Annotated in this window: 15 protein-coding genes; 9 read left to right on the plus strand and 6 right to left on the minus strand. The window is 66.9% G+C overall.

Annotation, left to right across the window (positions count from 1 at the left end):
• Positions 1 to 98: 98 nt before the first annotated feature.
• The 6 genes from H681_RS06070 to H681_RS06095 all read right to left on the minus strand — a co-directional run bounded on the left by H681_RS06070 (position 99) and on the right by H681_RS06095 (position 7,891).
• Positions 99 to 617 carry an Hcp family type VI secretion system effector gene (locus H681_RS06070; RefSeq protein WP_015475543.1) on the minus strand — a complete coding sequence of 173 codons (519 nt, stop codon included), beginning with the start codon at positions 615 to 617 and terminating at the stop codon, positions 99 to 101.
• A 1,229-nt stretch (positions 618 to 1,846) separates the two neighbouring features.
• Complete coding sequence (locus H681_RS06075) at positions 1,847 to 2,572, minus strand: fimbrial biogenesis chaperone (RefSeq protein ID WP_015475962.1); 726 nt, start codon at positions 2,570 to 2,572, stop codon at positions 1,847 to 1,849.
• Positions 2,562 to 3,929, minus strand: coding sequence for a fimbrial protein (locus H681_RS06080; RefSeq protein ID WP_015475963.1), 1,368 nt, complete (start codon positions 3,927 to 3,929; stop codon positions 2,562 to 2,564). The genes H681_RS06075 and H681_RS06080 overlap by 11 nt, the downstream gene beginning before the upstream one ends.
• Positions 3,926 to 6,520 carry a fimbria/pilus outer membrane usher protein gene (locus H681_RS06085; protein WP_051070463.1) on the minus strand — a complete coding sequence of 865 codons (2,595 nt, stop codon included), beginning with the start codon at positions 6,518 to 6,520 and terminating at the stop codon, positions 3,926 to 3,928. The genes H681_RS06080 and H681_RS06085 overlap by 4 nt, the downstream gene beginning before the upstream one ends.
• Positions 6,504 to 7,208, minus strand: coding sequence for a fimbrial biogenesis chaperone (locus H681_RS06090; RefSeq protein ID WP_442961261.1), 705 nt, complete (start codon positions 7,206 to 7,208; stop codon positions 6,504 to 6,506). Before H681_RS06090 ends, H681_RS06085 begins: the two co-directional genes overlap by 17 nt.
• A gap of 140 nt (positions 7,209 to 7,348) precedes the next feature.
• The gene (locus tag H681_RS06095; protein ID WP_015475966.1) at positions 7,349 to 7,891 is read right to left on the minus strand and encodes a fimbrial protein; all 543 of its coding nucleotides are present in this window, start codon (positions 7,889 to 7,891) and stop codon (positions 7,349 to 7,351) included.
• Between the two features lie 267 nt (positions 7,892 to 8,158).
• Between H681_RS06095 and H681_RS06100 the strand changes: the two genes are divergently transcribed.
• From H681_RS06100 to chrA, 9 genes are all read left to right on the plus strand, one after another.
• Entirely contained in the window at positions 8,159 to 8,527 is a 369-nt protein-coding gene (locus H681_RS06100) for a YciI family protein (RefSeq protein WP_015475967.1), read from the plus strand.
• Positions 8,528 to 8,554: 27 nt separating this feature from the next.
• On the plus strand, positions 8,555 to 9,085 hold the full coding sequence (locus H681_RS06105; protein ID WP_015475968.1) for an SRPBCC family protein: 531 nt from the start codon (positions 8,555 to 8,557) through the stop codon (positions 9,083 to 9,085).
• Positions 9,086 to 9,117: 32 nt separating this feature from the next.
• Positions 9,118 to 9,270 (plus strand): hypothetical protein, encoded by a 153-nt coding sequence (locus tag H681_RS26330; RefSeq protein WP_157883302.1) that lies wholly within the window; start codon positions 9,118 to 9,120, stop codon positions 9,268 to 9,270.
• Positions 9,267 to 10,049: a DUF899 domain-containing protein gene (locus tag H681_RS06110; RefSeq protein ID WP_015475969.1), complete on the plus strand. Its 783-nt coding sequence runs from the start codon at positions 9,267 to 9,269 to the stop codon at positions 10,047 to 10,049. The genes H681_RS26330 and H681_RS06110 overlap by 4 nt, the downstream gene beginning before the upstream one ends.
• A gap of 26 nt (positions 10,050 to 10,075) precedes the next feature.
• Positions 10,076 to 10,510, plus strand: a complete 435-nt coding sequence (locus H681_RS06115) for a YybH family protein (RefSeq protein WP_015475970.1) — start codon at positions 10,076 to 10,078, stop codon at positions 10,508 to 10,510.
• A gap of 250 nt (positions 10,511 to 10,760) precedes the next feature.
• On the plus strand, positions 10,761 to 12,014 hold the full coding sequence (locus H681_RS06120) for an RNA polymerase sigma factor (protein ID WP_015475971.1): 1,254 nt from the start codon (positions 10,761 to 10,763) through the stop codon (positions 12,012 to 12,014).
• Between the two features lie 485 nt (positions 12,015 to 12,499).
• Positions 12,500 to 12,862 carry a DUF3302 domain-containing protein gene (locus H681_RS06125; RefSeq protein WP_015475972.1) on the plus strand — a complete coding sequence of 121 codons (363 nt, stop codon included), beginning with the start codon at positions 12,500 to 12,502 and terminating at the stop codon, positions 12,860 to 12,862.
• A 2-nt stretch (positions 12,863 to 12,864) separates the two neighbouring features.
• Positions 12,865 to 13,824, plus strand: coding sequence for an HlyD family secretion protein (locus H681_RS06130; RefSeq protein WP_015475973.1), 960 nt, complete (start codon positions 12,865 to 12,867; stop codon positions 13,822 to 13,824).
• 109 nt (positions 13,825 to 13,933) lie between these two features.
• Positions 13,934 to 15,142: a chromate efflux transporter gene (gene chrA / locus H681_RS06135; protein ID WP_015475974.1), complete on the plus strand. Its 1,209-nt coding sequence runs from the start codon at positions 13,934 to 13,936 to the stop codon at positions 15,140 to 15,142.
• Positions 15,143 to 15,153: the final 11 nt, after the last annotated feature.

Below are 15,153 nucleotides of genomic sequence, written 5' to 3' on the forward strand. Positions count from 1 at the left end.
GAGCAGCCATCCTGGCGGGGGCATGCCGGTAACGCGGGCCGGTAAAGAGCACCGGCCAGGAAAGCCTGGCCGATGCGTGGGACGTCGATCGCTGCGGATCAGGCAGAGATCGGGGTGCGCCAGTCGTCGGAGCCGGAGGTGCCGGAGACTTCGTGGGTCCAGACGATCTTGCGGTAGGTGAAGTAGACGTCTTCCAGGTGAGTGAAGTGCGCCATGTTCGGGTCCTGGCAGTTCGGCATGCGCGACTGCACGTCGACGATCACCGCGTCTTCCAGCTCGATGGTGAAGTAGTGCTCCTGGGTGCCGGTGGAGGAGGTGCGGTACCACTCCAGGCGGCACTTGTTCAGACGCTCGCCGGAGGTCAGGGCGTTGAAGATCAGCGGCGAGGACTTGTCGAAGACCTTGGTGATCATCAGCGGCTTGTGCACGCGCTGACCGGTCGGCTGGCCGGACTGCGGGTCACGCGGGATGATGACCTGGTGGTTGAAGGCCTGAACCAGAACCTGGTCTTCGTGACCTTCCTGGAAGATGTTGCCGACCGAGTCCTCGGTGAAGGTGCCGGCGGTGATCAGGCCTTGCTTGGTGCCTTCGAGGGACAGATACGCGGGTGTTGGCATGAAAGCGCTCCTTGCCGTGATGAAGTGATGGGCCCCGGGGTCACATGACACCGCGGACATCGCTTTGCCAACAAGTTCCATGCCGGATATGGTGAGGTCACCGTACCACTTGGGCTGCAGCGTGTTTCGATAGCGACTCAAAGGCTGTATTTGCGGGCTGGAAGGGAAAATCTGAGCAGCTTCTTGCGCACTGCTGTGCAGCTTTCTGCCATCTGGCTCCAGGCCGCGAAAACACGGGTTTACAAGTAATATCAGGGTTCCAGAGGCGGCAATGATTTGCACAGCTGAGCATGAGCATGGTCTTGCCGGATACCGGCAGGATGAAGAGCGACTACTTGAGCAGCAAATAGCAAACCCTGCTGTACCCGCAAGCATGCTGCCCATTGTCGTGGACCTTGGTTTCGGCCTTGCACAGGTAGCCCATGCGGTAGAAGTACCCCGAGTAGCCTTCTGCGGCTATGCATGGGTGACACAGGGAAGGCACGAGCCATCGCTACCATGCTCTCTTCGTTTCTCTTGGGCTTGTCGGGGCGCTGTTGCCCGGCAGTGCTTCAACCGGACCTCAGAGGCCTTCCATCCCGATCCGGGAAGGCCGCGAATCCAGTCATGGTGCTCGTGGGCCGCTCGTTATCGTGATGCGATGAGGTGATGGTCCGAGCGACAGCTCGTGGTTAGTACCACGAGCTTATTCGGGCATGCGTTGCAGGTGTTGCTGCAGGCGGGTGAGGAAGCCGACTGCGTAGGCGGGCTGTGCCTCCTTGGGCTAGATCGGTGGCAGGCCGGGTTGGTCGGCGAAGGGAGGAACGTCGCCGGTGAAGGCGTTGGCGGGCAGGTCTGATGCAGGGTCGAGGGTGTTGTTGTCTGAAGTCATGAATGGAGCTCCGATGTAGGAAGGGAGCTGCCGCTTCGCTGTCAAACGAAGGAAGGCAGACCACGGGGGATTGACAGACCGGACATCGGGCCGGCAGACCGCAAGCGGTCTCCCCGCGCGATCTGCCATGACGTCTTCAACCAAAAAACGTGGTCGAAACAGGTCCTGCAAAAAGCATTCGCCGCTTTTCGCATGCACCTGTTGGCGCAATCGCGCCGATGTTCCAGGCTGTCAAACCCGATCACGGATTTGGCCGTGACGGGTGCAGCAGAGGGGCGGCGTCGGAGGCGGACAAGGGGCAGGGTGCGCGCGCGGTAGCTATCGGCCGGGTCTGACAGGAGTTGAGGGCATGGCGCCGTCAGCGTAGCGCGCTCTTGCCCTGCTGGCTGTTGCCGCCGTCATCGATCCACAGGTAGCGCACTTCCCCGCCGCCCGCCGGCAATGCCTGGGTGGGCGTCAGCGTGCGCTTGCTGAACGGCGGCAGCAGCTCGGCTGGCAGGGGCGTGCCGGCGTTGCCCTGGCGCACGTCGGCGCCGGCCAGGGTGACGAAGTAGGGCGTCGGGTTGTCCACCTGCACGGCATCGCCCAGGCGGCGGAAGGTGAGCTGGCCGGGCGCCTCTTCGGCGTCGTTGGCCAGTGCGCGCGGACGGTAGATGACCTTCATCTGCGTGCGCAGGGTCACGGTCAGCCGGGACTGGCCCTCGGCGAGCGGTTCGTTGGACTGCGGCGGGATTTCGTAGAGGTTCAGCCAGTACAGCGACTCGCGGTCCTGCGGCAGCGCCTCCCCGGTATGGAGCAGGCGCAGGCTGCGCTGCTGCTCGGGGTTCAGGCGGAACACCGGCGGCAACGGCATGATCGGCGCCTGGGCGGTCTCCGGTGCCGATTCGAGGTCGCCGTCGTCGATCCAGGTCTGCACGATCACTGGGTAGGCGTTCTGGTTGACCAGCAGCAGCGAGGCCTCACGCTGGCCTTCGTGGAAGATCACCCGGGTGCGTTCGGCGGTCACGCCGGCCTGGGCATCCACGCCGGCCAGCAGGCACAGGCACAGGCACAGCAGCAAGCCGCGCAGGCGCTCACTGGACACGGATCACCACCTGCGCGGTCGCCTCCACCCGGCCGGGGGTGACGGTGGGCATGCTGCCGATGCCGAGCTTTTCCAGGCGGGCGCGGAAGGTCTCGCTGTACTGGGTGATGCCGCCGTTGTCGCCGGTCTGGTTGGAGGCTGCGCCGATCACCGGGTACCAGCCGCGCGCCTCGGCGTTGCTGCCGTTGGCCGAATCGTCGTTGGCCAGCAGGTTCATTACGCTGCCGTTGCGCAGCAGGCGGATGCCCACACCCTGGGCCATGCCGGGCTGGCCGTAGCGGTCGGAAACCAGGTAGGACAACCCGCCGTTGGCGTTGACCAGCCCCAGGCCCGAGGATGCCGCCAAGGCCCCGGCGGAGACCTTGATGCCCAGCGCGGTGCCGCTGGTGCCGGTTTGGCTGGTGCTGGGGGTGGTGCTGCTGAGCACGCCGCTCTGGCACTTGAAGTCCACCTGGAACGGCATCTCGCGCGAGTTGCCGGCATTGATCTCGCCGATGGAGATCGATGGGAACACCACGTGCGGGGTGACGTTGGTGACGGCGCAGGTCGGGTAGCGCTTGAGCGTGACGTCGTTGTACAGGCTGATGGCGCCCGGCCAGTTGGTGTACCAGCCGGACCAGTTGCCGTAGTGGGTCTGGCCAACGTTGGGATAGGACAGCCCCGGCCCCTTGATGGCGATGTAGCCGGCCGGCTGGGTACGGCCATATATCTGCGATTTCGTATTCGGTGAATAGCCCTGGGTGGACTCCAGCGGCGCACTGAAGAGTTCGGCGCGGACCGCGCTGAGGTTCTTCGCCTTGACCAGTTGGAAGCCGCGCGAGTCGATGTCCAGCCCGCTCAGCTGGCGTTCGCGCCAGACGTCGGTGAAGTACTGGCCGGTCTCCACGTGGGTCAGGCGCAGCAGCACGTTCGGCCAGGCCGTGCGGTAGGCGGCGGTCAGGCCGATGCTGTTGCCGACGCTGTCGCCGCCCTGGTACCAGCCGCTGTAGAGGTCGTCGCCGTTGGTGGAGAACATCTCGTACACCGCGTCGTCGGCGGCGCAGCGGAAGAACACTCGCTCCGGATCGTAGCCGGCGCTGGCGCCGTACTGGGTAAGCGGTACCACCGAGGCGGCGAGCAGGGTCGGGTAGGGCTGGAAACTGGGGTCGCTGACGTTGACCACGCTGGGCAGCCCCAGCTTGCCGTTGCAGGTATCGCAGGCACCGGTCCAAGCGTCGGCAGTGCCTTCTCCTGGACGAATCTGGTAGGTGGCGGTGGTCGTCGCGGAGCCGACAGAGGTAACCCTGTAGCAGGTTGCCCAGGCGCTCGGCGCCAGCAGCACGGCTACCAGCGGCAGCAGCCGGAGTGCGGAAGTCATGACGCCTCCTTGGTGGGGGTACAGGTACCTTGCAGGCGGATCAGCACCTGCTTGGGGTCCGTGCCTTTCAGCTCGTAAGGCAGCAGGCAGGCATCTTCGGCGCGTTCGCCCCATTGCACGCGCAGTTGGCCTTTCTCGCCCTCGGCGCGGGCGTAGACCTGCCCGCCCTGGCCGACCATGCCGATGTTCACGCCGTGGCTGTCGAGCACGTCGGCGCCCAGCGGCAGGGGCGAGTCATCCGGTAGCCGCGCCTGGATCAGCAACGGGTGGCCGGTCAGGGTCTTGAACTCGACGCGGACGGTGGCGCCGGCATAGGGTGCGATCTTGCGTTCGGTCTCGACCAGTTCGGCGTTTTCGCCGATTCCCTGCGGGTCGAGGCTGATGGGGTTGTAGCGGTATGGCGAGAGCGACGGCACCACGGCATAGCCGTTGCCGTCCACCCGTGCACCCTGGCCGCCGCGTACGCCGGCACCGCTGGCGCCCTTGGCCTCGACCAGGGCGAAGGTGTCGCCGACATAGGGGCCCAGGGTCAGGCCACCGCTGTGCAGGACGGCGGCGCCGCGCAGGCCGCCGTTGATCTGGCGGTAGCTGGAGCTTTCGGCGTAGCCGGCGTTGAGGGTGGCCACCGCGGTCTGTTTCTGCAGGTTGCCGTTCCAGTCGGTGCCCTGGCTTTCGCTGTCGCGTCCGGCGGAGAGCGCGTAGCTCAGTGTGCGGTCTGCGCCGAGGGTGCCATTGATACCGGTCTGGTAGCTGCTGCCACGGCTGTCGCCGGAACGCCGCGAAGCCATCGCGCTGAGGTTCGGCGCATTGCTGGTGGAGCCCAGCGGCATGGAAATGCTCAGGGTCAGGGTGTTGCTGCGGGTGTTGCCGTGCTGCACGTTGTAGTCGGGCGGCAGCGCCGGGTCGTAGTCGGTATCGATGTTGCGGTACCAGGTGGTCTGCTGGCGCGAGTAGGCCAGGTTGTAGCTGAGCTGGCGCCAGGTGTTGGAGTAGCCGAACTGCAGTTGGGTGTCGCGGCTCTTGCCGTCGTAGTAGTCGCTGGTGGAGCCGGACAGGTATAGGTTGCCGTAGTGGCCCAGCCCCTGGTTGACCAGCAGGGTGAACTGGTTGCGTTGCTTGTAGCTGCTCGAATCCCAGTTGTCGCCGTGGTCCGCCGCGTCGCGCGAGGCGAGCGCATCGCCCAGGTCGCGGTAGCCTTCGGTGGAGTAGCGGTAGCCGGCCAGGGTCAGCGTGGTGTCGGTGGGCTGGAAGGTACGGCTGTAGTTGAGCCCGACGCGCCAGCCTTCCTTGCGCTGGCCATTCTCCACGGTGGCGCTGGAGAACGTGGTATTCAGTCCGAAGGCGCCGTAGGGCGTGGCCAGCACGCCGCCGCCGAGCAGGGCGAGGTAGTCTTCCGCCACGCGCGTGCCGAGGTTGGCGGTGAGGGCGTTGGTCAGGCCGCGCTGGTAGGTGACGTCGCCGAACAGGTCGTTGCCGTCGCCGTACTGGCGCGCCTGGCCCACGGTGGCGCTGTAGCGCGATTGTCCCGGACGCATGGACTCGGGGACCGCGGAGAAGGGCACGGTGAAGCTCGAGACGCTGCCGTCGGCCTCGATCACCTGTACGTCGAGGTCGCCGTCGTAGGCGGTACCGTAGAGATCGTCGATCACGAAGGGGCCGGGAGCGACGTTGGTCTCGTGGATCTTGTTGCCGTTCTGGCTGATCACCACCCGCGCATTGGTATTGGCCGTGCCGCGTACCTGCGGTGCGTACTGGCGCTGCGAGTCGGGCAGCATGCGGTCGTCGGTGGCCAGGCGCGCGCCGCGATAGCCCATGCTGCCGAACAGGTTGCCTTCGGTGTAGCTGTCGCCCAGGGTCAGTTCGCTGCGTAGGCCGGGAACGGCGCGCTGGGCATAGGTGCGGATGCTGTTCCAGTCGCTGCGGGTCTGGCCGTCATAGCTGGAATAGGTGTAGTTGGACTGGTGGCGCAGGCGCCACAGGCCGAGGTTGATGCCGCCATTGAGACCCAGGTAGCCATAGTCCGAGTCGCCGCCGCCGGCGCTGTCGAAGGTGGAGCGGTACAGGTTGGCGTCGTAGTTGACGAAGGCCATCGTGCTGCCGGCGTCCCACTCGTTCGGGCTGACATAGCCGCGCGGCTTGATGTCCAGCAGGGCCTGCGGAACGGAAAGGTCCAGGCGCAGGCGGGCGGTGTCGAGGTTGAAAGTGGAGCCGGGCAGGCGCTCGCTCAGGCTGTGGCAGCCACCCTGGTCGTCGCGGCCGGCCTTGGGATCCGGGCGTACTCCCAGGCTCTGGCGCAGGAAGCGCTCGCTGAGGCAGGGTTCCACGCTATCGCCGCGTGCGCGGAATTCCACTTCCGCGCGGCTGGCGTACTTGCCGTTGAGGTAAAGGTCGACGTGGTAGTTGCCAGGGTCGACCTGGTTGGCGCGGTTGAAACGCTCCAGGCTGCCGCCGGCCAGCCTCGAACCCATCAGCAGGCTGTCGTCGAAACGATAATCCGCGTCCCCGTTGGCCACCCCCGCCACCGCCAGGGCCAGGCTGCCGAGGGCGATAGGGACGATGGGGCCGCGGAAGAGTTCAGCGCGGCAGGTCATGGCGAACGTCCACTCGCGCGCCATAGTCGTTGATCAACAGGGCGTGCAGGCGGGGAGTGCCGGCCGGCAGTGCGGCGGGTTTGTCCGCGGTCCATTCCGCGGTGCTGCGGGGAGGCAGCATGCTGGTCCGCAGTGTCCATTGGCGCTCGCCGACGCTGAGCGTTGCGCTGCCGAACGAGGCATGGAAACCGGTGGGGTTCTCTACCCGCACGCGCCAGTTGCCAGCGCTCTGCACCAGGCTGAAGTTCAGTTTTTCAGGCAACTGTTCCGGGCTGCCGGGGATGCCGGCCGGACGGTAGAACAGCTTCAGGCGGTTGCGCAGCATCACCAGCATCTGGTTGCGGTCGGCCTTCGCCACGTTGCGGGGTGGGATCTGCAGCACGTTGAGGTAGAACAGCGACTCGCGGTCCTGCGGCAGGCCCGAGCCGGTGAAGAGAATGCGCAGGGTCTGGCCGCTGTCGGGGGCCATGCGCGAGACAGCCGGATTGACCAGGAACGGCGCCTTGGCGGTGTCCGGGGTGGAGGCCGGATCGTCGACGTCGATCCACGCCTGCACCACGTTGGGGAAGGCGTCCTGGTTGGTCATCTGCACGGTTTTCTCCCGTGCGTCGCCGGGATAGATCACCCGGGTGCCGGTGATCACCACGCTGGCCTGGACCATCGAGGCGGCGGCCGACGCCAACAGCATGGCGAGCGCGAGCGTCGCCGCACGGAGGGGCCGCAGTGGGAGGGCATTCATCATGTTCACCTTAAGCCGGGCCGTTCAGGGCGTGGCCGCCCTGAACGGATCGACGCAATGAGGTGCGGCACCTGGGCGGTGCCGCTGGGTCACTCGTAGCGCAGGGTGTAGGTCACCGAGCCAAGCACCGGGCCAGGGGTGACGGTGGCGGCTTCGGCCACGTACTGCACGGCATAGTCGTAGGTGGTGCTGGTCTCGCCGTCGGCGAGGACGATGTCGCCCGCCTCGACCGCCGCGCCACCCGCCAGGTTGATGGCGCTACCGCCCGGGGCCTCGAGCAGTTGCAGGGCTACGCCGGTGGCGCCACCGGCGGCGGTGTTGGTCAGGTTGCCGGCGGCGCTGGCGTTGGTCGCCTGGAACAGGGTGGTGAAGTGCTCGGAAGCGCCGGACGGGGCGACACAGCCGGTCAGTTGCATGGTGAAGGTGGTTTCACCGGTGACCGAGCCCAGACCGCTGAAGGCACTGGTCGGTACGCTTTCGAGGATAACGGTCGGGTCGGTGTTGCCGTCCACGACTGCCGAACAGGTCTGGTCGGTTACCTCGCCGCTGAAGTTGATGGTGTTGCTGGCAGATGCAATTCCCGGCGCAACGATGATTGCTGCGACAGCCAGGGCAGTTGCGTGAAGTTTCATTCTCTTTGCTCCATGGTCAGGGGGCGTTTCCCCAGGAGAATGCTGCGGCCACTGCGGCCCAGAGTATCTGAGAGGATTCTGAAAAGGACTGCGATGGGGGTAGCGGAGCGTCCAGGGGCGGTTGCCGACCAGTGGTGAAAAGAACGTGGCAGAGCGTCGCGTGGGCTACTCCGGTGGCGCCGTCGAAAAAATTCGCCAGGGTCTGTCGATTTCCGTTGCCGCGCTTCGACTATGGGTTGAACGAGGTCGCCAAGCCGGGAGCCGAGCATGAAATACCTCTGCTTGATCTACGTCGACGACACGCGCGTCGCCAGCCTGCCGGCCGCAGTGTTCCGCCAGGTGATCGACGAGTGCCGCTGCAATGAGGAACGGTTGCGCGAAAACGGCCAGTTGCTGGCGGCGCAGGCACTGGAGCCGGCGGAGACCGCCACCACGTTGCGCCATGCCGAGGGCGTGCCGACGATCACCGACGGGCCGTTCGCCGAGACCAGGGAGCACCTGGGCGGCTTCGTGCTGCTGGAGGCGCGTGATCTCAACGAGGCATTGCAGATCGCCGGCCGCCTGCCGTCGGGCCGGCTGGGCTGCGTCGAGGTTCGACCGGTCCGCGACTGGGATCGCTACTTCGCTGGGCAATGAGCCCATCGACACCATCAGGAGGATGTCATGTTCAAGTGGATTGCAGTGGTCGTGGTACTGGCGGTGCTCGTGGTGCTGGTCCTGGCGGCGAGCCGGCCGGACAGCTTCCGCGTGGAGCGCACGGTGCGTATCCAGGCGCCACCGGAGAAGGTCTACGCCTACATCGAGGACTTCCACCTGTGGCCGCAATGGTCGCCCTTCGAGAAACTCGACCCGGACATGCAGCGCAGCTTCTCGGGTGCGGCCAAGGGGCAGGGCGCGGTGTACGCCTGGGCCGGCAACGGCAAGGCCGGGGCAGGGCGCATGGAAATCATCGAGAGCACACGGGCTTCGCGGGTGACCATCGCGCTGGACTTCCTCAAGCCGTTCAAGGCCAGCAACACCGCCGAGTTCACCCTGCTGCCGCGCGACGGCGCCACCGAGGTGACCTGGGCGATGTTCGGCCCCACGCCCTTCGTGGCGAAGATCATCCACCTGTTCTTCAGCATGGACGGCATGGTCGGCCAGGACTTCGAGACAGGCCTTGCCACCCTCAAACGGCTCAGCGAGCAGGGCTGAGCCCGCCAGGGCGCCGCCCAAGGAGGTCCGCCATGTGCCCCGTGTGCCTTTCCACCCTGACGCTGGCAGTGCCCGGCGTCCTCTCCGCCGGCGGCGCCAGCGCGTTCGCCATCATCCGCCTGCGTGGCAAACGCCGCGTACGTCCCAACCCGCAACCGGGTCATCCCCAGGAGCGTGCATCATGAATCTCGCCAACCAAGCCTTCCCCCGCGTGGTGTCACGTGATGAGTGGCTGCAGGCGCGCAAGCGCCTGCTGGAGCAGGAGAAGGCCGCCACCCATGCCCGCGATGCGCTGAGCGCCGTGCGGCGGGCGCTGCCGGTGGTGCGGATCGACAAGGACTACCGTTTCGAAGGCCCGCGCGGCCCGCTGCGGCTGGTGGACCTGTTCGAGGGGCGCCCGCAACTGATCGTCTACCACTTCATGTTCCATCGCGACAAAGCCCTGGGCTGCGAAGGCTGCTCCTTCCTTATCGACAACCTGGGCCGGCTGGAGCACCTGCATGCGCGCGGCACCACCCTGGCGATGGTTTCCCGCGCGCCGCTGGAGGAGATCGCACCGTTCCGGGAGCGCATGGGCTGGCACCTGCCCTGGTATTCCTCGTTCGGCAGCGACTTCAACTACGACTTCCACGTCAGCATCGACGAGGCGGTCGCGCCGGTGCAGTACAACTACCGCGACAAGGCGGAGCTCGAACGTCTCGGCCAGGGCTACCACGTGCAGGGCGAACAGCCGGGCATGAGCGTCTTCCTGCGCGATGGCGACCAGGTGTTCCACAGTTATTCGACCTATGGACGCGGACTGGAAGCGCCGCTGTTCACCTACCACCTGCTCGACCTCACGCCGCTGGGGCGCGGCGAAGGCTGGGGCGGCATGCCCGACTACCAAGGCAAGGGCATGAACTGGACGCGCTTCCACGACGAGTACGACGAGCCCGCCAAACCGCACGGCTGCTGTGCATCCTGAACCGACGAAGAGAGGAGGACACTCCCATGACCACCGACGATAACGCCCACGCCGAACTGCACGCGCTGCTGGAAAACTGGGTGAGCGCCGTGCGTGCCCTTGACGTGCCGGGCATCACCGCTCACTACAGCCGCGATATCCTCGCCTTCGATGCGGTGAAACAGTTGCAGTTCAAGGGCGTGGACGCCTACGCCAGGCACTGGAGCGAGTGCCTGCAGATGTGCACCCAGCACACCTTCGACATGCATCAGCTGAGCTTCGAGTCCTCCGGCGACATCGCCTTCGGCCATTACCTGGCCTACTGCGGCGGGACCGACCAGGATGGTGTCCAGAACGCCTCCTGGGTACGTGTCACGGTCGGCCTGCGCCGCGAACAGGGGCAGTGGAAGATCGCGCATGAGCACTACTCGATTCCGTTCGACCCGCTGACCGGACAATTGCTGTTCGATGCCAGGCCGTAAGCCGCCCGCGCATGGGGACCGCCCCGCCTGTAGGGGCGAGCTTGCTCGCGAACCGCCCAATACCGATACGGCCTGGGAACACTGTTCGCGAGCAAGCGCGCTCCTACGAAAGACGCGAGCCAGGGCGTTACCGCCATCAAGCGAAATACCCCGCAACGATCTCCCCCGCACACCCGTCCGGCCGCTTCCCACGTCGCCGAAAACCCGTGCAGGATAGGCAGACCCCTCTCCGCCAAGGACGCCGGCAACCATGCACGACTACGCCCCCCAGGCCCTGCGCGATGTGGTGGACGATGTCTACCGCCGCGAATCGCGCCGCGTGCTGGCCACCCTGATCCGCCTGCTGGGTGATTTCGACCTGGCCGAGGAGGCGTTGCACGAAGCCTTCGTCGCCGCCGTGGAGCAGTGGCGGCGCGACGGCGTGCCGGCCAATCCGCGCGCCTGGCTGGTGTCCGCCGGACGCTTCAAGGCCATCGACGGCCTGCGCCGTCGTTCGCGCTTCGACGCCTCGCTGCTGCAGATCGCCGAACAACTGGAGATCGACACCCAGGCGGTGGAGGAACAGGCCGACGAGAGCGTCGAGGACGACCGCCTGCGCCTGATCTTCACCTGCTGTCACCCGGCGTTGCCGGTGGATGCCCAGGTGCCGCTGACCCTGCGCGAAGTCTGCGACCTGAAGACCGAGGAAATCGCCCGCGCCTACCTGGTTTCGCCCTCCACCATCGCCCAGCGCATCGTCCGCGCCAAGGCGAAGATCCGCGATGCGCAGATTCCCTACCAGGTGCCGGAGGCCGCCGAGTTGCCCGAACGTCTGGCCAGCGTGCTGCGGGTGATCTACCTGGTGTTCAACGAAGGCTATTCGGCGTCGGCGGGCGATTCGCTGACCCGCACCGACCTGTCCGCCGAAGCCATACGGCTGGGCCGCCAGTTGCTCGAGCTGCTGCCCGATGCGGAAGTGATGGGGTTGCTGGCGCTGATGCTGCTGCACGAGTCGCGGCGCGAGGCGCGTACCGGCCGGGACGGGCGGATGGTGCTGCTCGAACAGCAGGATCGCCGGCACTGGAGCCGCGAGCGGATCGACGAGGGCCGGCAGTTGATCGTCGCCGCGCTGGCGACCCGCCAGGTCGGCCCCTACACCCTGCAGGCGGCGATTTCCGCCGTGCATGCGGTGGCGCCCGACTTCGCCAGCACCGACTGGGTGGAGATCGTCGACCTCTACGACGCGCTGCTGGGCATCCAGCCCTCGCCGGTGATCGAGCTCAATCGCGCGGTAGCGCTGGCCATGCGCGACGGCCCGCAGGCCGGGCTTGCGCAGGTGGACGCCATCCTCGCCCGTGGCGAGCTGCAGGATTACCACCTGGCCCACGCGGCCCGCGCCGACCTGTGCCGGCGCCTGGATCGTCGCGACGAGGCCCGCGAGTCCTACCTTCGGGCCCTGGAACTGGTACGGCAGGAGCCGGAGCGGCGTTTCCTGGAGCAGCGCCTGCGCGAACTGGCCGAATGACCGCCGCGTGCGCCGGCAGGCTCGAGCCATTGCGAGCGCCATCGGTGGCATGATCGCCGGTCCCGCGCGCTCGCCCCCGCTGCCAGCGCCGGAGGGCCGCCACCGCCTTCATGCTTCGGAACAGACTGGCAGGGCCGATCCGAACCCACTGATCAACGGCGTTTTTTGTGCGCGCGACGGCGTCGTGCGGGCTGCGCCTCGGCTACGCTGGAACATGGGGATCGCCCGCGGCAACCGGGCCATCGACGACAGCGTGCGGACCTTGGAAAGCCAGCGAAAGACTGGATATTCCACGGCGGTAGTCGGAGATCGGCTGACAGGGGCGGAGCGGACATTCACACCTATGCCGATCCGCTTCGACGATCCAGGGGGTCGAGCCGATCCGGCCTGTTTCTGGGGCTCGGGTCGGGTGCGAACAACCCGCGGCAGCGCGCGGCGCAACGGCGCAATGAGATTTGAATCGATGGCCATTTCGAGGAAAGACCATGCTTGATTACTTTGCCCTGGGGGTGCTGTGCTTCGTCGGGGTAGTGCTGTTCTACGGCATCATCGTGCTGCACGACATACCCTATGAGATCGCGGTGCACCGCAAGCACCCGCACCAGGACGCGATCCACGCCGCTGGCTGGGTCAGCCTGTTCACCCTGCATGCCCTGTGGCCGTTCCTGTGGATCTGGGCGATGCTCTATCGCGAGGACCGTGGCTGGGGCTTCCGTGACGGCGGCTCGCCCAAGGAACACGTACAGCACCTGGAAGCCCAGGTCAGCGAACTGCAGGCGCGCCTGGAACGGCTGGAGGCCAGGGTGCCACCGGAGCCGCAGGGCTCCATCCAGGAAGGAGGGCGCTGAAGATGGATCTCCTGCTCGTCCTGACCTATACCGCGTTCTGCATCGCCATCTTCAAGATCTTCAAGATCCCGCTGAACAAGTGGAGCGTTCCCACCGCCGTGCTGGGGGGCGTGGTGCTGATCGGTACGCTGATCTTCACCATGAACTACAACCACCCCTACAGCGAGGCGGCGCGCACCTACTTCATCTCCACGCCGATCGTCCCCGTGGTGTCGGGCGACGTGGTCGAGGTGCCGGTCAAGGGGAATGAAATGCTGAACAAGGGGGATGTGCTGTTCCGCATCGATCCCTTGCCGTTCCAGGACAAGGTGCATTCCCTGCAGGCGCAACTGGTTTCGGCGCGCGCCGACCTGAGCCGGGCCAGCGAACTGTTCCGGCGCAACGTCGGCAACCGCCGCGACGTCGATGTGCTGAACGCGCGCGTCAACGATCTCTCCGCGCAACTGTCGACCGCCCAGTACAACCTCGACCACACCACGGTGCGCGCGCCGTCGCGCGGCTATGTCACCCATGTGTCGTTGCGCCCGGGGATGCGCGTGAGCAAGCTGCCGCTGCGCCCGCCGATGGTGTTCATTCCGGATGAAGGCCAGTACTTCGTGGCCTGGATGCGCCAGAACAGCCAACTGCGCCTGAGCCCCGGCGACCAGGCCGAGGTGGCGTTCGACGGCATTCCGGGGGAGGTGTTCCAGGGCAAGGTCAAGCAGGTCATCGCGGTGATCGGCGAAGGCCAGGTGCAGCCCTCGGGCACGCTGATCAGCTACACGACGTCGCCGCCGCCGGGACGGGTGCCGGTGTTCATCGAGATCACCGATCCGGCCTACGATCAGTACAAGAACCTGATGCCGGGTGGTTCCTACGGGCAGGCGGCGATCTATACCGAACACTTCCACCACGTGGCGATCATCCGCAAGGTCCTCCTGCGCATGGCTGCCTGGATGAACTACATCTTCCCGTTCCACTGATGGCCTGAGCCGATGACCGCCATGCGCCTGTCGCATTGGCGGTTTATCCTCGGACGGTCCTGGCCGTCCGAGGAGGGCGGTGTCTGTTCCCGGAAGGTTGTCGCCACGCATGTTCCCGCCACGCCGGACCGAAGCGTCCGTTTCCGTTCTCAGGGTCTTCCTGATCTTCCTGCGCCTGGGGCTGACCTCCTTCGGCGGCCCGGTGGCGCACCTGGGCTACTTTCGCGAGGAGTTCGTCCACCGGCGCCGTTGGCTGGATGAAGCCCACTACGCCGAGCTGATCGGCCTCTGCCAGTTCCTGCCGGGGCCGGCCAGCAGCCAGGTCGGCATGGCCCTGGGGGCCCTGCGCGCCGGCCAGGCCGGTGCCGTGGCGGCCTGGCTGGGCTTCACGCTGCCTTCGGCGCTGCTCATGGCTCTGTTCGCCCTGGGACTGAGCGGCCAGGCCGGCTGGCTGCCCGCCGGCGCCTTGCACGGGCTGATGCTGGTTTCGGTGGCGGTGGTCGTGCAGGCGGTCTGGGGGATGGCCCGCTCGCTGTGCCCGGACTGGCCGCGACGGGCGCTGATGCTGGCGGCGGCGCTGCTGGCGTTGCTCTGGCCGGGCGCCGTGGGGCAGGTGCTGCTGATCGTCGCGGCCGGCGTGATCGGCGTACTGGCGCTGCGTCCGCCACCGGTGCCGGAGAGCCCGTCCTGGGCCGGACTGCCCTCGCGCCGTATCGGCGCAGTCTATCTGCTGCTGTTCTTCGTCCTGTTGGCGCTGCTGCCGGTGCTGGCCGGTCTGGCGTCCAGCAGCGCGCTGGCGCGCTTCGAGGCCTTCTACCGGGTAGGGGCGCTGGTGTTCGGCGGCGGCCACGTGGTGCTGCCGTTGTTGCAGGCCGCCGTGGTCGAGCCGGGCTGGGTCGACGGGCAGGCTTTTCTCGCCGGTTATGGCGCCGCCCAGGCGATGCCGGGGCCGCTGTTCAGCTTCGCCGCCTTCCTCGGGGCGGCGATGCAGTCCCCTCCCGGCGGCGCGTGGGGCGCGCTGCTCTGCCTGCTGGCGATCTTCCTGCCGTCCTTCCTGCTGGTGCTCGGCGTACTGCCGTTCTGGGACAGCGTGCGGCGCCGGCGCTGGCTGCGCGCGGCGCTGGCGGGGGTGAATGCGGGCGTGGTCGGCCTGCTGCTGGCGGCGCTCTACCAGCCGATCGGCCGCGACGCCATCGCCGGGCCACTGGACATTGGCCTGGTCGCGCTGGCCTACCTGGCGTTGGCCAGCGGCAAGCTGCCAGTGTGGGCGCTGGTCCTGCTGGCGGCGCTGCTCGGAGTCCTGGTCGGCGCCTTGTAAGGACTGGCCCG

The organism is Pseudomonas sp. ATCC 13867 (genome assembly GCF_000349845.1).
Taxonomy (GTDB): Bacteria; Pseudomonadota; Gammaproteobacteria; order Pseudomonadales; family Pseudomonadaceae; genus Pseudomonas.